The organism is Curtobacterium sp. MCBD17_026 (assembly GCF_003234895.2).
In the GTDB taxonomy this organism is placed as follows: Bacteria; Actinomycetota; Actinomycetes; order Actinomycetales; family Microbacteriaceae; genus Curtobacterium; species Curtobacterium flaccumfaciens.
On sequence record NZ_CP126281.1, the window covers coordinates 2,215,374 to 2,235,073 of the forward strand.

19 protein-coding genes are annotated in these 19,700 nt (G+C 69.3%); 7 read left to right on the top strand and 12 right to left on the bottom strand.

Annotated elements, in window-relative coordinates:
• Nucleotides 1–14: 14 nt before the first annotated feature.
• Nucleotides 15–1,196, bottom strand: coding sequence for a DNA cytosine methyltransferase (locus DEI85_RS10425; RefSeq protein ID WP_111123890.1), 1,182 nt, complete (start codon nt 1,194–1,196; stop codon nt 15–17).
• 54 nt (nt 1,197–1,250) lie between these two features.
• On the bottom strand, nt 1,251–1,526 hold the full coding sequence (locus DEI85_RS10430; protein WP_146249009.1) for a hypothetical protein: 276 nt from the start codon (nt 1,524–1,526) through the stop codon (nt 1,251–1,253).
• Nucleotides 1,527–1,916: 390 nt separating this feature from the next.
• Between DEI85_RS10430 and DEI85_RS10435 the strand changes: the two genes are divergently transcribed.
• Entirely contained in the window at nt 1,917–3,128 is a 1,212-nt protein-coding gene (locus tag DEI85_RS10435; protein ID WP_111123889.1) for a hypothetical protein, read from the top strand.
• Nucleotides 3,129–3,239: 111 nt separating this feature from the next.
• Here DEI85_RS10435 and DEI85_RS10440 read toward each other — a convergent pair whose 3' ends face one another.
• Both DEI85_RS10440 and DEI85_RS10445 read right to left on the bottom strand, forming a co-directional pair.
• Nucleotides 3,240–3,689 (bottom strand): zinc-binding dehydrogenase, encoded by a 450-nt coding sequence (locus tag DEI85_RS10440; RefSeq protein ID WP_258376371.1) that lies wholly within the window; start codon nt 3,687–3,689, stop codon nt 3,240–3,242.
• Complete coding sequence (locus DEI85_RS10445; RefSeq protein WP_258376370.1) at nt 3,662–4,057, bottom strand: alcohol dehydrogenase catalytic domain-containing protein; 396 nt, start codon at nt 4,055–4,057, stop codon at nt 3,662–3,664. The genes DEI85_RS10440 and DEI85_RS10445 overlap by 28 nt, the downstream gene beginning before the upstream one ends.
• Before the next feature lie 251 nt (nt 4,058–4,308).
• On the opposite strand from DEI85_RS10445, the gene DEI85_RS10450 reads away from it, so the two are divergent.
• The 6 genes from DEI85_RS10450 (at nt 4,309) to DEI85_RS10475 (ending at nt 10,181) form a co-directional block, all read left to right on the top strand.
• Nucleotides 4,309–4,881 (top strand): hypothetical protein, encoded by a 573-nt coding sequence (locus tag DEI85_RS10450; RefSeq protein WP_111123888.1) that lies wholly within the window; start codon nt 4,309–4,311, stop codon nt 4,879–4,881.
• Nucleotides 4,882–5,035: 154 nt separating this feature from the next.
• The gene (locus DEI85_RS10455) at nt 5,036–6,532 is read left to right on the top strand and encodes a M23 family metallopeptidase (RefSeq protein ID WP_181430151.1); all 1,497 of its coding nucleotides are present in this window, start codon (nt 5,036–5,038) and stop codon (nt 6,530–6,532) included.
• A 130-nt stretch (nt 6,533–6,662) separates the two neighbouring features.
• The gene (locus DEI85_RS10460; RefSeq protein ID WP_181436406.1) at nt 6,663–7,502 is read left to right on the top strand and encodes an ABC transporter ATP-binding protein; all 840 of its coding nucleotides are present in this window, start codon (nt 6,663–6,665) and stop codon (nt 7,500–7,502) included.
• Complete coding sequence (locus DEI85_RS10465; protein WP_111123886.1) at nt 7,499–8,320, top strand: ABC transporter permease; 822 nt, start codon at nt 7,499–7,501, stop codon at nt 8,318–8,320. Before DEI85_RS10460 ends, DEI85_RS10465 begins: the two co-directional genes overlap by 4 nt.
• 29 nt (nt 8,321–8,349) lie before the next feature.
• Nucleotides 8,350–9,552, top strand: a complete 1,203-nt coding sequence (locus DEI85_RS10470; RefSeq protein ID WP_181436404.1) for a sensor histidine kinase — start codon at nt 8,350–8,352, stop codon at nt 9,550–9,552.
• Nucleotides 9,549–10,181: a response regulator transcription factor gene (locus tag DEI85_RS10475; RefSeq protein ID WP_111091026.1), complete on the top strand. Its 633-nt coding sequence runs from the start codon at nt 9,549–9,551 to the stop codon at nt 10,179–10,181. Before DEI85_RS10470 ends, DEI85_RS10475 begins: the two co-directional genes overlap by 4 nt.
• Here the strand turns inward: DEI85_RS10475 and DEI85_RS10480 are convergent, their stop codons facing one another.
• The 8 genes from DEI85_RS10480 to DEI85_RS10515 form a co-directional block, all read right to left on the bottom strand.
• Nucleotides 10,182–11,381 (bottom strand): hypothetical protein, encoded by a 1,200-nt coding sequence (locus DEI85_RS10480; RefSeq protein ID WP_111123884.1) that lies wholly within the window; start codon nt 11,379–11,381, stop codon nt 10,182–10,184.
• A complete protein-coding gene (locus DEI85_RS10485) occupies nt 11,339–11,644 on the bottom strand; it encodes a hypothetical protein (protein ID WP_111123883.1) in 306 nt (101 codons plus the stop codon). The genes DEI85_RS10480 and DEI85_RS10485 overlap by 43 nt, the downstream gene beginning before the upstream one ends.
• A 264-nt stretch (nt 11,645–11,908) precedes the next feature.
• Nucleotides 11,909–14,002: a glycoside hydrolase family 36 protein gene (locus DEI85_RS10490; RefSeq protein WP_111123882.1), complete on the bottom strand. Its 2,094-nt coding sequence runs from the start codon at nt 14,000–14,002 to the stop codon at nt 11,909–11,911.
• A complete protein-coding gene (locus DEI85_RS10495) occupies nt 13,999–14,892 on the bottom strand; it encodes an ABC transporter ATP-binding protein (protein ID WP_111123881.1) in 894 nt (297 codons plus the stop codon). Before DEI85_RS10495 ends, DEI85_RS10490 begins: the two co-directional genes overlap by 4 nt.
• The gene (locus DEI85_RS10500; RefSeq protein WP_111123880.1) at nt 14,889–15,845 is read right to left on the bottom strand and encodes an ABC transporter ATP-binding protein; all 957 of its coding nucleotides are present in this window, start codon (nt 15,843–15,845) and stop codon (nt 14,889–14,891) included. The genes DEI85_RS10495 and DEI85_RS10500 overlap by 4 nt, the downstream gene beginning before the upstream one ends.
• Entirely contained in the window at nt 15,842–16,882 is a 1,041-nt protein-coding gene (locus DEI85_RS10505) for an ABC transporter permease (RefSeq protein ID WP_110862799.1), read from the bottom strand. Before DEI85_RS10505 ends, DEI85_RS10500 begins: the two co-directional genes overlap by 4 nt.
• A 14-nt stretch (nt 16,883–16,896) precedes the next feature.
• Nucleotides 16,897–17,886: an ABC transporter permease gene (locus DEI85_RS10510; protein WP_110862798.1), complete on the bottom strand. Its 990-nt coding sequence runs from the start codon at nt 17,884–17,886 to the stop codon at nt 16,897–16,899.
• A 34-nt stretch (nt 17,887–17,920) separates the two neighbouring features.
• A complete protein-coding gene (locus DEI85_RS10515; protein ID WP_111123879.1) occupies nt 17,921–19,606 on the bottom strand; it encodes an ABC transporter substrate-binding protein in 1,686 nt (561 codons plus the stop codon).
• Between the last annotated feature and the right edge of the window lie 94 nt (nt 19,607–19,700).

Genomic DNA, 19,700 nt, shown 5'->3' on the forward strand with positions numbered 1-19,700 from the left:
AGGTTGAGTCCGACTCAAACGAAGACTACGTCACGCAGCATCTGCGCGACCGCAAGCGCGAGCCTTGGCGGAACTGCGTTCCCAATTTGTCGAAACTGTGAAGATACCGGGCCGTGCCATGTCATTGCGAGGGGGAAGGTCTGCAGCGCGGCTGCCTCTTCCACAGTAAGCCGGCGCAGGCTCCCAGGAACCTCTTCGTGAGCCTCATTGTTCAGACGGGTGGAGTGGTGGCCAACGACCCATGAAGTTGTTGTCTTTCCTTCAAGCCAGTCCTGGTCAATGATAGGGGTTCGATTACCCCCCATCGTTGCCGGCAGCGTCCCGGATGGGGAATCAAGATTGAGAGGCCTCCCGGCCCCATTGAAGAGCATGCCTGCGTACGGGCTCTTGCGCAGAACGGGCACTTTCGCCGCTTTGATCTGTGCTACGCAGAAGGTGTCGTTCCCAACGCTTCCAAAGGGTGGGAGTTGACTAAGTGCGTCTCGCACAGTCAGCTTCCCTTCTGACGTCGTTGGCACAGGAACTACTGGGGCAGGAAGATCTTGCCGAACGCCGATCATGAACATGCGCTCACGCGATTGCGGTACGCCGTAGTCCGCTGCGTTCAGCAGAATTGTCCGAATCTTGTACCCGAGGCCCCGTCCGCGTCGCTCGAGGGCTGCTCGAGTTCCTGCCCACCGCCGATTGCTATACAGCGCCTTTACGTTCTCGAGCACAAACGCTTTTGGCTGGACTCGCGCAACGATGTCTAAGAACTTGAACACATGCCGAGAGCGGGGGTCGAGCGGATCCATTTTTCCCCCCACACTAAACCCTTGGCAAGGGGGTCCACCAATGATGAGGTCCGCGGCCCCCTTCTTCGGGACTAGATCGTCGTCGAGTAGACTCAAATCACCAACAACCTCGTCGTACTGCGCAGTATCGAGGTGAGGCATTTGCTTTGCTAGAACCCCCAACGCCGAGCGATGAGTTTGCGCAGCGTTAGCATCAAGCTCATTGACCCACACAGGTTTGAAACCCGCCAGCGAGAACCCAATATCCAAGCCCCCTGCGCCCGCATACAAAGATATGAACGTACCAAGGGCATTCGGTCCAACAGGAGGAACCGCATACTGACTTAGAAAATCATCGCCGAGCGGCGTCTGTTCCGTGGCCGTTTCGGCGGTATGTTCCGGCGTCGTCACCTCAAGCAGCATGCTTGTAGCCTACGGTCTTGGTCCGACCTTCCCGCCCGCCGAGCGCTTTGAGTGTCAGCTTCCACCGTCCGACCCCGATCGCCGGCTCGGCAGCACCGTGTCGCCGAACACGGTAACGAACTGCTCGATCAGGTCCGCGGCCCGCTCGCGATCGAACTGCATGGACTGACTGCTCTTCGCAGGACTGGCTCGATGATCAGATCCGAAAGTGCTCAGATGTACTAGGAGCGTCCCGTCCGCTGCGGTGAGCTGCTGAGCGAAGCAGTCCACCTGTGTGCCGTGCGGCTTCACTGTCTGCCGGCCAGCTTGGACGCTTCTGATGAGAGCCATGTCGTAATCGTACCCTCTAATCGGACCAATCCTCAGTATGCGTCGTTGACTTCTCGTTTTGCTCGTCGACCTGCCCGGACAGTGGAGCAGTCGAGAGCCTCCATCGAGATGCCCCGCCGTTTGCGCCGGGGGGAGGGACACCCGCCCAGCCGTGCTCGGTATCGAACGCACGGTGCAGCAAGCGACTTCAGCGTCCAGCACGATCGCGGGTTGGGCGGTCGACGTGCTTATCTGAGGCCAGGGCTGCGTTACTCGTAGCGGCCTAGTTCGGCTGGACAAGCGCCTCGACTCGATGGCGGATCCTCCTGTTCCGCTGCAACGGCAATACATGCAACGATGGCGACCAACACCGCGTACCCGAGCGCGGCTCACGCAAGAGGACAACCGAACATGACCGAACCCGACGCTGCCGACGTGACCCTCGAAGCCGAGGTCCCCGAGGAAGACGTGACTCGGAACATCGCGAAGGCCGTGACCGGCCGTCGTGCCCTCGCCCGGCAGTACGTGAAGTGGCTCCGCCGTCGAAACCCTTCGGCCACTCCCGCAGACATCGTCCAGATGCTCGAACGCCACTACACGACGTCGATCACGACGGCAGGGGCCGCGATCACGGTGGGATCGATCGCAGCGGACATCGCGATTGCCTCGATTCCCGTTGCGGGCCCGGCCGTCGCTGGAGCGAAGAGCGCTGGCGCACAGGCAGCGAAGGCCGGCACGAAGGGCGCCATGAAGGTGGCCGCCAAGAACCTCGCAAAGAACGCCGCTCAGACCGGCGCCCGGGGCGCAGCGGCACGACTACTTCCTGCCGGAGACCAGCAGCTGCAGTTCGAGATCACGGCAGTCTTCGGTCTCGCGCTTGCCGACCTCCACGACATGGACCTCGACAGGGACCAGGCGCAGGCGCTGATCCTCGGCCTCACCAACGAGCGAGTGAGTCAGCAGCAGATTGCTGCGATGGCAAATGACGTCGCTGAGGTCTCAGCGGGCGGCACGGTGGGCACCGGTCAGGCGATCGCTGCAGGTCGGGACGATTGGTCGCACTGGGCCTCGACGCTCTCCAACGCATTGCCGGGTGGCGCCGCGCAGAGCCTCGTCCGCACGATCCAGACCGGCGAGCTCGACCCGATTAGCGAGGGGATGACCGGCAAACAGCGCGCGACCGTCGAGTACGGCGTCGGCGCAGTGACGGGCGGAGTAGCCCGTTTCGTGTTCGGCCGCGACGTCGTGAAGTCATCTCGCAGCGCTTTCCCCGAAGCGCCGGAGACGTTCCCAGAACACCTCACGATCTCAGCCGATACGGACTCCGAAGATGCGGCTTCCGAGAGCCGCGCCCTGGCAGCGCTGGAAGATGCTGCGCGGTCGACCGGTAGTTGGGTGAGTGGGGCTGCTGGAGCAGTCGGTACGGGTGTTTCTGGTGCGGCGAGCACCGCCACCCGGGTCTTCCGGCGAGTCGATCTGGACGGCGACGGGGTGCCCGATGAAGCGCAGGCGCTCACTGCGGCGAAGCAGGTCGGCGGCCGGGTGGCCGGAGCCGCTGATGCGGTGGGTGGCAAGGTCGCCGGCCTCTTCCGCTCGCGGAAGTCCCCGACGCCGAGCGAATAAGCCCTTGAACTGGCTCCCGACAGGAGCCGAGCAGTAGCAGCGGCCGACTAACGGACGGAAGGCACGGCACCACCCGGCACCGCGCCTCCCGTCCATCACCACGTCTTCAACTCACCAAGTCAACACGAACCGCCCCCGCGTCCCCCCGGCCTCCAACCGCTCATGTGCCTCCACAGCCCGAGCAGCCGGCAGCACCTCCGCCACCCGCGGCGTCAACGTCCCACTCTCCACCGCGTGCCGCAGCTGCTCGAGCCTGTCGAACGACCGGTACTCCGAGAACACCATCACCTGCACGAACCCGATCCCCCGAGCCCCGTTGCCCTGCCACCCCCGCACGTCGAAGAAGACTCCCCCGTCGCGAACGGCTTCCACCACCTCGTCCCGCTGCACGGCGGCGTCGGCGAGCGCATCGACCCCGTCCGGCACGAGCTCCCGGACAGCGGAATCGAAGGAAGCACCGCGCGGCACCACGTGGTCCGGCCCGAGCGACCGGACGAGTGCTTCGTCGGCCGGAGCAGCATCCGCGATCACGGTCAGCCCGGCGGCCTTCGCCAGCTGCACAACGTAGTTCCCGAGCAGCCCAGTGGCCCGGTCACGGCGAGCGTCTGCCCCGGCGCGAGCGAGGCGTGCGACAGGATCTGCAACGCCGTCAGCCCGTTCATGGGCACGGTCGCCGCGGCCTCGATCGACGCCCCGCGAGGGATCCGCGTGAACGACCCCACCGGCGCGACGAGCTCCTGCACGTAGGCGCCACCGTGAGTGCTGAGCGGCAGCGCGATCGCCATGACCTCGCCGCCGACCTGCCATCCGGTGACGTCGGGCCCGACTTCGTCGATGACGCCGGCGGCGTCCATTCCCGGCACGTACGGCGGCGAGGCCTGTGAGCTGTCCCGCTGCCCGGCACGAACCCCGGTGTCGGTCGGGTTCACGGCGAACGCCTGCACCCGGATCCGCACGGATCCCGCACCGGCGTGCGGCTCCGGCACCTCGTGGACGGCGAGGGCCTCGGGCCCTCCGAACTGTTCGACTCCGACGACCTGCATCCTCCCGGTCTACGCGCACGTTGCTTGACGCAACCTGACGCGACACCCCACGGCCTGGAGGCCCGGCACCACCCCGCCTCGCGCCTCCAGCCCGTCAGGGGGGCGGTCCACGGCCCGTGGTGCGCCATGCTGGCACCGTGCGTTTCGACGAGCTCCTCACCCGGTCCGACGGTCCCGCGATCGCCGAGGAGCTCGCCGCCCTCCGTCGACCCGCCCGGTACGTCCTCGAGGGCATCCACCAGGAGTCCCGGCAGAAGTACTCGCAGTTCCGCGTCGACATAGACGAGCCCGCACAGACCTGGACACTCGTCCGCCAGCGTGCCAAGCCGGTCTCCTACCGCGACGGCGTGCTGCACGAGCCGGACGACGGCCCGATCGAGGTGTCGTTCGCCCGGAGCATGGTCTCGTCCCCCGTCGTCCGGATGGCCGTGCCCGATCTGATGCTCCGGTGGGGCCGCGCCACGGACGACTTCCACCCGATCTTGATCCAGCACATCGGCGAGCGCTCGATCCTGGTGACCTTCGAGTACGGCGAGGACCCGGCGTTCCGCTCGACGCTGGTGATCGACGAGCGCGACGGCATCGCCCGCCGTTCGTACGAGCACGGCGAGGCCACGATCATCAGGAGCGTGCGGACCGCCGAGCCGGACGAGGTCCTGCCCCGCGCCCGCTTCGTGCAACCGACGGACTGGATCCGTCCGCAGTACTGAAGCGTTGACGGTTCCGGTTCACGATCCCCGACGATCGCGAACCAGTACCGACGCCCCGCAGACCCCTCGGCCCGATCGGGGGGTGGAAATGTTGTTCTACTCCCTGCGAGAGTTCCACCGACCGCCACCGTCGGCGGTCGTTGAGGGGAAACACATGAAGAAGATTCTCGCCTTGTCGGCGACGGTTGCTCTGGCAGCCGGACTGAGCCTGATCGCTGTGGCACCAGCGCAGGCGGCAACGGGGGACGTCATCGTGCCGACGTCCGGAGAGGTGACCGGGTACGTGGGAGCCCACTGCAATGGCACTCCGCACTCCGGCATCGACATCGCCGCTTCCGGGGGTTCGTCGATCGTCGCGGGCGCGGCCGGTACGGTCCGCACGGTCATCAACAGCTCGGCCACGACCGGCTACGGAACCTACGTGGTGATCGACCACGGCGCGGGCTACCAGACGCTCTACGGACACATGATCAACGGCAGCCCGCTCGTCTCGGTCGGGGAGACCGTCACGAAGGGCGAGCGGATCGGCTCGGTGGGGACCACCGGCAACTCGACCGGCAACCACCTGCACTTCGAGGTGAAGCGCGACGGAACGAGCCAGAACGGCCTGAACGACTACTTCACCTGCAAGCGGATCGTCACCCAGGGCACACCGATCCCGTGGTCGTTCCCGAACTTCCCGGGCACGATCGTCCAGTCGCACGTCGCTGTCCGAGCCAACACCGGCACGCTGTGGACGTGGACCGGGGAGGCGGGCAGTGAAGGCTTCGCCGCGAACTCCGGGCGAGCCGTTCAGGAGGGCACGTCTCCCGCCATCGCCTCGACCGGCTCCGATTCCGCTGCCGCGTTCGCGGCGCCGGACGGCTCCCTGGTGACGTGGCGAGGCAAGGCCGGGCAGACGGGGACCGCAGGCTCGGCGAACGTCGGCATGAAGCTCGGCACGAGTCCGGCGATCGCCTCGCTCGGTGGGGGCCAGTACGCGGTCGCGTTCCAGGCCAACACCGGCGAGCTCTGGACCTGGACGGGGACGCCCGGATCGGCCGGGACCGCAATGTCCACCGGCTACGGCATGAAGGCCGGCACGAACCCGTCGATCACGACCGTCGGCAGCGGCGTCTCCGTGGCGTTCCAGGCGAACAGCGGCAAGCTGCTGACCTGGTACGGCACCGCAGCCCAGAAGGGCACCGCAGCCGACACCGGTCTCGGCATGAAGGACGGCACGAGCCCGTCGGTCACGCGCGTCAACGGCTCGACCATCGCAGTCGCGGCGCAGGCGAACACCGGGAAGCTCTGGGTGTGGAGCGGGACGCCGCGCACGACGGGTCTCGCGAAGGAGACCGCACTGGGCATGAAGGCGGGCACGAACCCGTCCATCACCCTGGTCGGTTCGCAGCTCGCCGTCGCAGCGCAGGCCAACACCGGTGACCTGTGGACCTGGCGCGGTGCGCCCGGTGACGCCGGCTTCGCACACACCGCTGGCGTCGGCATGAAGGTCGGCACCAGCCCGGCCGTCGACACCGTCGGCGGTGACGTCGCCGTCGCCGTGCAGGCCAACACCGGCTCACTGTGGACGTGGGTCGGGACCGCGGGCACCGACGGCTTCGCCCACACGGGCGATGTCGGTATGACCGCGAGCCCGAGCATCGGCTGATCGCTCTGCCCGACCGTGCCCGCCGATCGCCACGATCGGCGGGCACGGTCATGCCATCCCCCGATCGGACGATGCCGAGACCACCGCCCCGGTCGATCCCCCACATCAACCCGGCGGCGAAGCTGGACCCATGCCCGAGTCCCCCGCCATCCAGGTCCAGCACCTCGGCAAGCAGTACGCCACCGGCAAACGCGCCGTGGACGACGTCTCCTTCACGATCGAACGCGGCGAGACCTTCGCTCTGCTCGGCCCCAACGGTGCCGGCAAGTCCACGACGGTCGAGATCCTCGAGGGGTACCGCTCCCGCACCGCCGGCGAGGTCCGCGTCCTCGGTCACGACCCGGCACGGACGAGCCGCAGCCACAACGCACGCATCGGCATCGTTCTGCAGACCAGCGCGGAGTCCCCGAACGTCACCGTCGCCGAGCAGCTGAACCACTTCGCGACGCTCTACCCGAAGCACCGCAGCGTCGAGGAGCTCCTCACCGCGACGGGGCTCGAGACGCAGCGCAACACCCGCATCAGCCGCTTGTCGGGTGGCCAGCGCCGCCGCGTCGACGTCGCCCTCGGCATCATCGGCCGACCCGAGGTCCTGTTCCTCGACGAACCGACCACGGGCTTCGACCCCGAGGCCCGCCGGCAGTTCTGGGACCTCCTGCGCCAGGTGCAGCACGAGGGCACGACGATCCTGCTCACCACGCACTACCTCGACGAAGCCGCGCAGCTCGCCGACCGTGCCGCGGTCATCGCCGGCGGGAAGCTCCTCGACCTCGCACCCATCGACGAGATCGGCGGCGCCGAGGCCCGCACACCCCGGGTCCGCTGGCGTGACGACGACGGCGACCACCACGACGAGCGCACGATCGACCCGACGGCACTCATCCGCAGCAGCACCACGCCCATGCACGACCTCGAAGTCATCCGTCCGTCCCTCGAGGACGTCTACCTCGACATGGTGGGACAGCGATGAACACCACAGCGCGCACGAGCGCCAGCCGCATCGGCTACGAGATTCGCTCCTACTTCCGCGCCCCCGACGCGGTGTTCTTCACGTTCCTCTTCCCCATCATCATGCTGGCGCTCTTCTCGGTCGCCTTCGCCGACGCCGACCCCATCCGTGCCGTCGCGAGCAACGGCCAACCGGTCGACGTCGACTACGCCACCTACTACCTGCCCGGCCTGGTCGCGACGGGCATCCTGCTCTCCGGCACGCAGTCCCTCGGCGTCGACATCGCCGGCGAGCGCAGCGACGGCACGTTGAAGCGCCTCGGCGGCACGCCCCTGCCGGTCCTGTCGTACTTCGTCGGCAAGATCGGCATGGTCCTCGTCACCACGCTCGTGCAGACCGCACTGCTGCTGGCGATCGCGAGCCTGGTGTTCGGCGTCGACCTGCCGACCGACGCGAGCAGCTGGGGCGTCTTCGCCGGCGTGATGGTCCTCGGCATCGCCACCAGCTGCGTCCTCGGCATCGCGGTCTCGGCGCTCCCCCGCGAGGGCCGGCGCACCACCGCCACCATCGTCCCGATCGTGCTGGTGCTGCAGTTCATCTCCGGCGTCTACCTGCCCTTCACCCAGCTCCCCACCTGGTTGCAGGACGTCGCGTCCGTCTTCCCCCTGCGCTGGATGGCGTCCGGCATGCGCTCCGTCTTCCTGCCCGGTGCGTTCGAGTCGGGTGAGCCGGGAGGCGCGTGGCACCTCGGCCTCGGAGCCCTCGTGTTGGCAGCGTGGCTGGTCCTGGGCACGGTGGCCTGCCTGCTGACGTTCCGTTGGAACCGCAAGGACGCTTGATGGCGCCCCGCTGGTGGGATGCTGGGCACATGAGCGGCGAGACGTGGATGCGCAACCGGTGGTTGCTCGTCTTCTTCGCGGCCACGATGCTCCTCACCGCCGTGATCACCGTGTTCGGGTGGTCCCCGTGGTCGATCCGCTGGCCCGCCTACACCGCGGTCGTGGTGCTCGTCGTCGCCTACGCCGTGTTCGGCCACCGCGGCTACGACAGCCCCCGTGCCGCAGCGGCCTTCCTGCCGCTGGTCCTCGTCGCCGCCCTGGTGTTGCCGGCCGTCGTGCCGAGCACCGCGTTCGTGCAGTGCATCGCGTTCCCGCTCGTCTGGGTGCAGTCCGAACGGGTCCGCACCGCCGTCCTGCTCTCGGTCGCGGTCGGCGTCGCGAGCGGCATCAGCCTGCAGGTCTCCGGCGGCCCGGACACCCTCGTCAGCACCGTGCTCATCGAGGGCATCAGCGTGATCGGCGCGTGCGCGATGGGCGTGTGGATCTCGAGCGTCGCCGGCCTGTCCGAGGAGCGCCGCCAACTCCTCGACGAACTCCGCGCCACGCAGGACTCCCTTGCCGAGGCCCACCGCAGCGCGGGAGTCGCGAGCGAACGGGAGCGCCTGGCCCGCGAGATCCACGACACCGTCGCGCAGAACCTCGCCGGCATCGTCATGCTCACCGAACGTGCCCGCAAGGACCTGGCGAACGACCGCGGTGCCGCGCTCGACGAACGACTGGCGGTCCTCGAGTGGTCGGCACGAGCGGCGCTCGAGGACTCCCGCGCCCTCATCGCCGCCGGGGTCGCCGGTGCCACGAGCGGCAGCCTGGCCGGCGCCCTGCACCGCCTGGCCGAGCGGTACACCCGCGAGACCGGCACACCCGTTGCCGTCGACGCGACCGACGGCCCGCTCGACCGCGACGCCCAGGTCGTGCTGCTCCGGGTCGTCCAGGAGTCCCTCGCGAACGTCCGTGCCCACGCCGATGCCGGCTCCGTGCGCATCGTCCTGCAGCACGCGCGCGAACGCGTCGGCGTCCGCGTGACCGACGACGGCGTCGGCTTCGACACCGGCGTCCCCACGGCCGGGCACGGTCTCCGGGGTCTCTACGAACGGTTGGCGCTGTCCGGCGGTGCCTGCACGATCACGAGCACCCCGGGCCGGGGAACCGTCGTCGACGCGAGCCTGCCCACCGGACCCGAGCCGAGCCTCCAGGCCGTTGATCGTCACCCCGTGGCAGAGGTGACCCCGTGATCCGCGTCGTGGTCGCCGACGACCACCCGATCGTCCGGTCGGGCATCGTGGCCCTGCTGCAGGACGCCGACGACGTCGAGGTCGTCGGCCAGGCCAGTGACGGCCGCGCCGCGGTGACCGTGGCACTGGCCGAACGCCCCGACGTCGTGCTCATGGACCTCCGGATGCCCGTGCTCGACGGCGATGCGGCGACGGCGGAGATCCTCGCCGCTGAACCCGGCGTCCGCGTCCTGATCCTGACCACGTACGAGTCCGACGACCAGATCCTCGCCGCCATCGAGGCCGGTGCCACCGGCTACCTGCTCAAGGCCGCCCCGGAGTCCGAGATCCTCGCCGGCGTCCGGGCGACGGCACGGGGCGAGACGGCGCTCGCGCCCTCCGCGGCCGCAGCGCTCGTCCGCCGAGCGACGGGCGCCCTTCCGGCCGCGGCCGGCCCGAGCCTGACCCCGCGCGAGCTCGACGTCCTGCGCCTCGTCGCCCAGGGCAACAGCAACCCGGCGATCGGCCGCGCCCTGTTCCTCAGCGAGGCCACGGTGAAGACGCACCTCGGCCACGTGTTCGAGAAGCTCGGCGTGAACGACCGCACCCGTGCGGTGACCCGGGCAATGGAGCTCCAGCTCCTCCCCTGATCAGCGCTGCGGCCGGGCGCCGTCGGTGAGACCAACGAACGCGTTCACTCCCTCGACAGCACCCCGAACGACCACCGCGGTGCGCTCCGGACGCAGGGTGATCGTTCCGTCACCGCCTTCCCTCGTCAGCGCACCCACACCCGGAACGAGCAGCCCGTGGACGCCCTTCCCGGCCTGGTGGCTCCAGCCGTTCACGGACCGCCACCGCGGTGCGGCCCAGGCGCGCTGGAACCACTCGACGTCGCTGGGGCACGGACCGGAGCGGTCCTCGTACTGCGCCGTCGTGATCGTCACCGGCTCGCCGACACCGACCGAGTCGACGGGATCGACGTCGAGCCACCGGAGCAGGTGTGCCACGAGGGAGCCTGGACGAACGACACCGAGCGACTCCGAACCGTCCTCGTGGCCGACACGCACGACGCACTTCTGGCCCTGCATCCAGCACGCCCAGCTCAGTGGCGGAGCGTCGCTCGCGGGGTCGCTCGACTCGACGACGAGCAGCGCATCGTGATCGACCACCGGGCTGACGAGTTCGTCGCCCTTGTCGGTGAGGCCGCCGAACCGCCCGACGAACCCGAGCTCTCGCGCGACGACCCCGGGGCCCGAGCGTCGCGCCGCTGCGGGCACCAGGCCGCGGTCGCGGAACCGCACGAGCTGGTCGAGCACCCCGTCCGGAGTGCGCCACGGCAGGGTCGGCCCCGGGCCGGCGGCTGCGGCGAGCGCTGCGTTCCCGGCCGGCGGCTCGTCGAGGGGACGGCGCCACCGCGAGTCGAGCAGCCCGTCGACGACCGCGCCGGCTCCAGGCCAGTCACGGGCGGAGCACCCGACCGCGATCCGGACCTGCAGTTCGCGGAGGAACCGGAGATCACGGATGACGACGTCGTCCGGTTCGGGCAGGGCGACGAGGACCCGGTCGTCCGTGGATTCGAGGACCAGGGCGTCCGGTCGGTCCCGAAGTCGCCGGACGACCTCCGCCGTCGGATCACCGGAGAAGGACCGCACGTCGATGGACACCGCGTGGTCGTCGCGCTCAAGCCGGATGCCCGGTTCGACCGGACGGGCCGTCCACCCTTCCGGCACCTCGAACACGAGACCGTCGACGATGGCCAGAGCATCCCAGCGGACGTCAGGCCAGGGGTCCCACGGCACGTGCCGGGTCATCGGCGAGCCGCCCGTCGCGACCACCGCGGTGTGGCCCACCGTGCACCGCCGAACAGCAACCACATCCCGAGCACGCCGCACAGCACGAACGCCACCATCAGGACGAGGGCGAGCACCACAGGCCCGTTGCAGCAGAACGCCGCGACGCCCTCGCAGGCGAGCGCCAGCCCGAGCCAGAACAAGCCGAAGGGCATCGACGGTGTACTCCGCCGCATCCACGACCGCCAGAGTCCGGCGTACGCCAGTCCGCCGAGGACGACGAACACCCCGCCGATCGCGATCAGCCAGATCGGTGCACTCACGCTCGACTCCCCCGGTTCTCCGCGACTCCCCTGCTCTGATCCTACGGCGCTGTGCACGAGCGGGGATCCCGTCCTGCGGCACTCCTGACGGTTCTGGTTCACGATCCCCGGGGATCCTGAACCAGAACCGTCACCGCGCGGACACGAACCCGCGTCCCCCGCGCCGCGGACGCGACCACCGACGAAACGGGAGGCACGGTGCCTGCCCGCACCGTGCCTCCCGTCCGCTCCAGCGCGCGCCCTGCCATCGCGACGCGCGCTCGCTCAGGCCTCCGCGTCCGCCTCCTGCGACCGGACGCGGAGCACCCGCGCTGTGGGGGTCGATCCGCCGTTCGTGACCTCGAGCGAGCCCGAAGCGGCGTCCCACGCCACGGACCACAACCCGAGTGCCGTCGGGAACAGCGGCTCGACGACCACCGCCTGCCCGGCGAACCCCGGCAGCGGCAACGACACCGACGCCGACGCACCGGGCAGCGACCAGACCGACAGGTACAGGTCGCCCGAAGCGGCGTGCAGGCCGAGTGCGACCCACGGGTCCTCCCAGGCGGGCAGCCCGAGGGGCCAGACCGGCACTGCGGAGTCGACGACGTCCAGGACCTGCCGGTGCGCAGCGATGGCGGCGCCGACCACCGCCCGCTGCGAAGCCGACATCTCGTTGAGGTACCCGGACAGGTACATCCGCCCGAGCACCCCGTTCACGAGCGACAGCGTGAACAGCTCCGGCTCCATCGTCGGCGCCGGGTACGCCCAGTTCCCCGCCTGCTCGGGCAGCATCGCAGCCGGCGCAGCGGCCGCGATCGTGGCGGACAGCACCGGGTCCTGCTGGTCCGACGTCGACTGCATGTGCAGGCGGGACAGCATGGCCCAGTCGGCGCGCATCGCTCCCGAGGCGCAGTTCTCGATGAGCAGTGCCGGGTACCGCTCCTGCCCGGCGTCGAGCCAGTCGAGGAGCGCCCGCTGGTGGTCGAGCATCCCGGCGAACGGCCCGGTCATGGTGTTGTTGTCCATCTTGAAGAACGTCACGCCGAGTTCCCCGACGAGCCGGTCGACGACCGAGTCCAGGTGCGCGCGGGCCTCCGGCGAGCGCAGGTCGAGCAGGTGCCGCCCGTGCTCCGCGACCCGGACCCCGTGGTGCTCGACGAACGCGGACGACGGCAGGGTCGAGGCCAGCGGTGAGTGGATGCCGATGACCTCGGGTTCGAGCCAGAGGCCGGCCTGCATGCCGCGCGCACGGATGTGGTCGATGACGGCCCCGAGCCCCGTCGGGAACCGCGACGCCGCTTCCTCCCACGCTCCGACGGTGTCCCACCAGTGCCCCTCGGCGTACCAGCCGGCGTCGATGCAGAACAGGTCCGCTCCGGCGTCGGCGGCCGCGTCGACGAGCGGCAGGAGCTTCTCGGTGGTCGGGTCGCCCATGAGCGTGTTCATGTAGTCGTTGAACACCAGGGGCAGGGCGCGATCGGCTTCCCGCACGTGCCGGAACGCCCGACGCTGCCGGGTGAGCACCCCGAACGCGTCGTCGATCGACCCGGCGATCCCCACGGACACCGGCACCGAGGTGAACGGTTGCTCGGGCGTGACGACGGTGGTCCACTGGTGTTCCTGGTCGGTCGGCCCACTCAGCAGCACGTACGCGTGCCGCCGGGTCTCCCCGAGCTCGTACAGCCACGGCCCGTTGTGCTCGACCTGCCAGACGAGCGCGTACCGATCCGCTCGCAGCACCCCGATCGGCAGCGCCTCGCCCGTCGACCACGAGCCGCGGTTCTGCACGACGGCGCGGCTGCGGGGCGGGTGGTGCTGGGCCTCCCGGTCGATCGCCGCGAGCCCGATCGACCGCAGCGGATCGGTCCGCCAACGGCTCTCCGCTGCCCAGTCGTTGTCCGCGTGGACGAGGGCGAGCTCGTCGACGGTGGCGCCCGAGTCGGTCAGGAACACCCCGGTCGCGAACGACGACACGAAGTCCACGATGTGCTCGCCGTGCTCGGCCGACACCTCGGTCCACGTCTGGAACGCGGGCACGCCGGCGCGCGCCCGGAACACCGACTCGGCCTGGAGGCCCGTGGCCGCGTCCGCCTGCACGATCCGGAACCACAGGTCGGTCCCGTCGTCGTGCACGTGGTGCGACACGGGTCGCAGTCTCGCGCCGATCGTGGAGTCGACGTGCCGGAACCCGCCCGGGAACCGCCCGTGCCCGACGGTCGTCAGCTCGACGAGCGGCTGCGGGTCGTCCGGCCCGTCGGCGAGCGCTCCGCCGCCGGCCACGAACGACACCAGGGCGACAGGCTGATCGGGATGGATCAGGAACCGTGCGGCGAACCCGTCGGTGACCCAGTCGACGAACGTCGGCCGGTCGCTCATCGCGCCCCGACCGGTGCGGGCTCGCTCGACACCCAGGCCCCGACCGTGTGGTCGTAGCAGGTGGTGTTGTCGATCTTCGTCCGGTCGAGCGGCGGCCCCGCGGTGATCCGACGCTCGGTGCGCTCCGGGTCGGGAGCGGCCTCGGCGAGCAGCCGGGTGTAGTCGTGGTGCGGGTCGAGGATGACGGCGTCCGACGGTCCGCGCTCGACGACCCGGCCGCGGTAGAGCACCAGGATCTCGTCGGAGAAGTGCCGCGCGGTCGCCAGGTCGTGCGTGATGTAGAGCACGGCGAGGTGGTCCTCGCGCTGCAGCCGGCCGAGCAGGTTGAGCACGCTCAGCCGGATCGAGACGTCGAGCATCGACACGGGTTCGTCGGCGATGAGCACCTGGGCGCCCGGAGCGAGCGCGCGGGCGATGGCGACGCGCTGCCGCTGCCCGCCGGAGAGCTCGTGCGGCCGGCGCGACGCGAAGTCCTCGTCGAGGTTCACCCGGCCGAGCAGTTCCCGCACCTTGTCGGCGGTCTCGTCGGCGCCGCGGGCCCGGTGGTGCAGCTGCAGCGGTCGGGCGATGTGGTGCTCGATCGAGTGGAACGGGTTGAGCGAGGCGAACGGGTCCTGGAACACCATCTGCACGTGCCGCCGGTACATGCTGCCCTCGACGGGGGTGCCGTCCTCGAGCCGCACGTCGATCGAGCCGCGCGTCCTGGTCTCGAGCCTGGCGAGCATCCGCGCGATGGTGGACTTGCCCGAACCGGACTCGCCCACCAGCGCGACGGTCCGGCCGGGCAGCAGGTCGAACGACACGTCGTCGACGGCCCGCAGGGTGGTGCGCTTCAGGCCCTTGCGGCTGTGGAAGTCCTTGCCGAGGTGGCTGACGGTCACACTGGTCATCGGTCCGTCTCCTGTGCTGCCTGGACCACGACGGCCCGGGTGTCGGTCTCGGGTTCGGCGCCGTCCTCGACCCCGGTGCGGATGAACGCGCCGCGGGCTCCGGACAGGCTCGGGAACGACTGCAGCAGCTTCCGCGTGTACGGGTGCTGCGGGTCGTGCTGGATCACGCTGGCACGGTCGCACTCGACGACCTCGCCGCGGAGCATGATCGCGATCCGGTCGCTGATCTCGAGCAGCAGCGGCAGGTCGTGCGTGATGAACACCACGGCGAACCCGAGCTCGTCGCGCAACCGGACGATCTCGCGCAGGATCTCCCGCTGCACCACGACGTCGAGCGCGGTGGTCGGCTCGTCCATGATCATGATCTGCGGTTCGAGCAGCATCGCCATCGCGATCATCACGCGCTGCCGCATGCCGCCGGACAGCTCGTGCGGGTACGCGGTGATGCGGGACGGGTCGACGCCGACGCGGCGCAGGGCGTCCTCGGCGATGGCCCGACGTTCCCTGCGCGGCAGGCCCTTGCGGTGTTCGACCAGGGCGTCGTCGAGCTGGGCGCGGATCGTGGTGACCGGGTTGAGCGCGTTCATCGCCCCTTGGAACACCATCGACAGCTTCGACCAGCGCACGGCACGGAGCTGCTCGTGCGGCAGGCCGAGCAGGTCGACGTCGGTGCCGTCCCGGTCGTGGAACGTGATGCTGCCGGACGCGACCTTCGCCGGCGGCCGGTGCAGCCGGGTGATGGCGTAGGCCAGGGTGGTCTTGCCGCAGCCGGACTCCCCCGCGAGCCCGAGGATCTCGCCGGGCGCCAGGGTGAGCGAGACGTCCTTCACGGCGTGCACGGGGTGCTCGGTCTCGTAGACGACGTCGAGGTGGTCGATCGTCAGCACGGCCGGACGGCGGCCGTCGCCCGCGGCGTCGGAGGTGACCGGTCGTGCGGTGTCGGTGGCGCTCATCGGGCGACCCCCTTCGTGTCGTGACCGGCGGTGGCGACGCGGGCCGGGCCTCCCGAGCGCGCCGCACGCTTCGCACGACGGTCACGCCGTCGCTGCGCACGCACGTTCGCGAGTCGCGGGTTGATGACCTCGTCGATCGAGAAGTTCACCAGGGACAGGCCCATGCCGAGCAGGGCGATGAGCAGGCCCGGCGGCACGAACCACCACCAGGCGCCGTTCGCCAACGCGAAGCCGTTCTGGGCGTAGAAGAGCATCGTGCCGAGCGTCGACGAGTTCGACGCCCCGAGCCCGAGGAACGACAGCCCCGCTTCCCCGAGGATCGCCGCGATCACCGCGAACACGAACTGTGACGCGAGCACCGGCAGCAGGTTCGGCAGGATCTCGACGGCGATGACCCGCCAGGGCCGTTCGCCGGCGACCCGGGCGGCGGACACGTAGTCGCGGTTGCGGATCGACATCGTCTGCGCCCGCAGCACCCGGGCGGACCCGGCCCACGAGGTGATCGCCAGGACGACGGCGATGGTCCAGAGCCCGCGGGCCTCACGCGGCACCAGGCCGGAGATGACGATGACGAGCGGCAGGCCGGGGATGACGAGGAACACGTTCGAGAACAGCGAGAACGCCTCGTCCATGATCCCGCCCAGGTAGGCGCCGAGGATGCCGAAGAACGCGGACAGCACCGTGGCGAGGACGCCGACGATGAGCCCGATCTGCAGGCTGCCCCGGGTGGCGAAGGCGAGCTGGGCCAGGACGTCCTGACCGGTCTGGGTGGTGCCGAGGACGTTCTCGCCGCTCGGTCCCTGCAAGCCTGTGTCGCGGATGGTGGTCGGGTCGCCGACGAGCAGCGGTCCGATCACCCCGAACAGCGTGACGCCGGCGACGAGCGCGATGCCCGTGACGAGCCACGGGGTGAGGGTGGGGAGGAACCTGCGGATGCCGCCCTTCGACGCGCGCCGGGTGGCGATCGACGTGGTGCTGTCGGCCTCCTCGGTCAGTGCGCCGATGGTGGGCTCGGTCTCCTGCTGGATGTTGGTCATGGTCGTCTCCTCCCCTAGCTCCGTGCCCGCGTGCGCGGGTCGATCAGTCCGTACAGCAGGTCGACGACGAGGTTCGCGCCGAGGACCGCCAGGGTGATGAACAGGAAGATGCCCTGCATGAGCGCGTAGTCGTTGTTCGTCACGGCGGACAGCAGCTTCGACCCGATGCCCGGGTACGAGAACACCTGCTCGGTGACGACGGAGCCGGACACGATGAACCCGAGGGAGATCGCGAACCCGGCGACGGACGGCAGCACGGCGTTGCGGGCGGCGTAGTTCCGCAGGATCTTGCCGTCCGACAGACCCTTCGCCTGCGCGGTGGTGATGTAGTCCTCGGACAGCGTCGACACCATCATGTTGCGCATGCCGAGCAGCCAGCCCCCGAGCGACGCGAGCACGATCGTCACGGCCGGCAGCACCCCGTACTTGATCGCCGAGGCGATGAAGTCCCAGTTGAACCCGGGGGTCAGGATGACGTCGTAGCCGCCCTGCGCCGGGAACAGGTGGATCCCCGTCGCGAAGAAGTACACCAGGATCAGCGCGAGCCAGAAGTACGGCACCGCGGCGAGCAGGGTGGTGGCCGGCACGAACGAGTCGAGCCAGGTGCCCGGCCGCCACCCGACGAAGGCCCCGAGGCCGACGCCGATGATCGCGGCCAGGATCGTGGCGATCCCGACCAGCGCGATGGTCCACGGCAGCGAGCTGCCGATCACCTCGGTGACCGGTGCCGGGAAGTAGCTGACGGACACCCCGAGGTCACCGCGGAACACGTTGACCAGGTAGTGGCCGTACTGGGAGATGAGCGGCTCCGAGGAATCGCCACCGAGGAGCAGCTCGTACGCCTCCCGGGTCGCCGGGGTCACCTGCCCGCCGCGCTGCTGGAGCTTGGCGAGCAGGATGTCCACCGGGTTGCCGGGGAGGAGCCTGGGGATGATGAAGTTCAGCGTCAGGGCCGCCCACAGTGCGACGACGTAGAAACCGATCTTGCGCAGGAAGTAGGTCATCGTCGAGTGCCCCTCGGTCGCGATCCCATCGGTGTCAGCCCTTCGCCGGCTTGAGCGCCTTGAAGATCTCGGCGTTGTCCGGGCTCGCCCAGACCGCCGGGAACGCGTACAGGTCGTCCTTCGTCGGCCAGCCGGTGAACTTCGCCGCGTGGAACTCGCTCGTCGTGCCGCCGGTCATCACGGGGATGTAGGGCAGGTCCTCGACGATGTGCTCCTGGATCGTGTCGAGCTCGGGCTGCGTCGCCGCGGTGTCCTCGGGGTTGATCGTGGCGAGCTTCGCGATGGCCTCGTCGACGTCGGGGTTGCTGTACCGCGAGATGTTCATCGGGGCTGCTTCACCGACCTTCGCGGTGTTGGCCGTCGTGAAGTAGTTGTTGTACAGGTAGTACGGGTTCGCCGTCGGGCCCTGGCCGAGCGAGTCGATCGCGAGCTCGAAGTTGCCCTTGGTCTTCTTGTCGGTCCACTCGTTCCACGACGACTGCTGCGCCTTGAGCTCGATGCCAGCGGCCTTGAGCTGCTGCGTCATGGTGTCGATGGCGGTGATGTAGTCGGTCCAGCCGGTGACGACCTCGACCGTCAGGGACAGCTTCTTGCCGTCCTTGGCGTAGATGCCGTCGGCGCCCTTCGCGTAGCCCGCGTCCTCGAGCGCCGATGCCGCTGCGTCGGTGTCGGGGGTCTCCGGCATGACGGCCGGTTCGATGTCCTTCGAGATGGTGTCCTTCTGCGTCGTGGTGAGCGCGAAGGTCGGCGAGATCTCGCTCGCGGTGTTCTCGAACGCCAGCGAGTTGAGCTGCTTGCGGTTGATGGCGTCGGCGATCGCGTGGCGGACGGCCGGGTCGGTCTGCGGGCCGGCGCAGCCCAGGTCGGTGTTCGCGCAGGTCAGCAGGGCCATCTGGTTCTGGCCGACGGTGATGCCGTCGTAGCCGTTGTAGTTGGCGGGGATGTCGTCCATGTTCGGCACCGGGCCGGTCTGCCAGTCGATCGACCCCTGCTTCAGGGCGTCAGCGCCGGCGGTGTTGCCGGAGAGCGACAGGTAGCGGATGGTCTTCACGGCCGGGGCGCCGTCCCAGTACTTCTTGTTCGCCTCGAGGGTGAACGCCTGCGCCTTGAAGGTGCCGAGCGTGTACGGGCCGGTGCCGACGGGTTCGCGCACGACGTCGGTGGTCGGGTCGATGTCCTTCCACAGATGCTCGGGCACGATCCAGGTCTTGCCGAGCAGGTTCGGGCCGAGCACGAACGACGGCTTGTCGAACGAGACGACCACCTTGTCGTCGCCGTCGGCCTTCGCGGTGCCGTCGTAGCCGATCGAGTTCAGGGCCTTCTGCTTCTTCAGCATGTCGAGCGTGAACACGACGTCCTTCGAGGTGAAGGGCTCGCCGTCGCTCCAGGTGGCTCCGTCGCGCAGCGTGATGGTGAGCTGCGTGCCGTCGTCGTTCCACTCGTAGGACTTGCCGAGCAGCGGCTTCGGGTCCTTCGTGTTGACGTTGGTGATGAAGAAGAGCGACTCGTAGATCGTGCCGACGCCGCCGATGTTGGACGGCGACCACGGGTTGAAGTTGATCTGGTAGTCGCCGGACTGGCCGGTGTACGCCACCAGGGTCGAGGCAGCGGCGTCGTTCGTGCTGGCGCTACCGCTGGAGCTGCAGCCGCTGAGCGCGAGGCCGGCTGCGAGGAGAACGGCGCCGCCGATGGCGAGCCGTGAACGGGTTGGGTTGAACATCGTTGTCCTCTCGGTCTGCGTCGTCGCAGAGTCCACGTTGTGAGCGTGATTGTTACACGCGTAAACTAAGGCGGTCAAGGGGTCGGGTCACGGC

What these genes read in the sequence shown, in the direction of transcription:
- DEI85_RS10435 (WP_111123889.1), top strand. Translation starts at nt 1,917, where the DNA reads ATGACCGAACCCGACGCTGCCGACGTGACCCTCGAAGCCGAGGTCCCC.
- DEI85_RS10490 (WP_111123882.1), bottom strand. Translation starts at nt 14,002, where the DNA reads ATGAGCGACCGGCCGACGTTCGTCGACTGGGTCACCGACGGGTTCGCC.
- DEI85_RS10500 (WP_111123880.1), bottom strand. Translation starts at nt 15,845, where the DNA reads ATGAGCGCCACCGACACCGCACGACCGGTCACCTCCGACGCCGCGGGC.
- DEI85_RS10425 (WP_111123890.1), bottom strand. Translation starts at nt 1,196, where the DNA reads ATGCTGCTTGAGGTGACGACGCCGGAACATACCGCCGAAACGGCCACG.
- DEI85_RS10495 (WP_111123881.1), bottom strand. Translation starts at nt 14,892, where the DNA reads ATGACCAGTGTGACCGTCAGCCACCTCGGCAAGGACTTCCACAGCCGC.
- DEI85_RS10470 (WP_181436404.1), top strand. Translation starts at nt 8,350, where the DNA reads ATGAGCGGCGAGACGTGGATGCGCAACCGGTGGTTGCTCGTCTTCTTC.
- DEI85_RS10455 (WP_181430151.1), top strand. Translation starts at nt 5,036, where the DNA reads ATGAAGAAGATTCTCGCCTTGTCGGCGACGGTTGCTCTGGCAGCCGGA.
- DEI85_RS10510 (WP_110862798.1), bottom strand. Translation starts at nt 17,886, where the DNA reads ATGACCTACTTCCTGCGCAAGATCGGTTTCTACGTCGTCGCACTGTGG.
- DEI85_RS10430 (WP_146249009.1), bottom strand. Translation starts at nt 1,526, where the DNA reads ATGGCTCTCATCAGAAGCGTCCAAGCTGGCCGGCAGACAGTGAAGCCG.
- DEI85_RS10515 (WP_111123879.1), bottom strand. Translation starts at nt 19,606, where the DNA reads ATGTTCAACCCAACCCGTTCACGGCTCGCCATCGGCGGCGCCGTTCTC.
- DEI85_RS10460 (WP_181436406.1), top strand. Translation starts at nt 6,663, where the DNA reads ATGCCCGAGTCCCCCGCCATCCAGGTCCAGCACCTCGGCAAGCAGTAC.
- DEI85_RS10465 (WP_111123886.1), top strand. Translation starts at nt 7,499, where the DNA reads ATGAACACCACAGCGCGCACGAGCGCCAGCCGCATCGGCTACGAGATT.
- DEI85_RS10505 (WP_110862799.1), bottom strand. Translation starts at nt 16,882, where the DNA reads ATGACCAACATCCAGCAGGAGACCGAGCCCACCATCGGCGCACTGACC.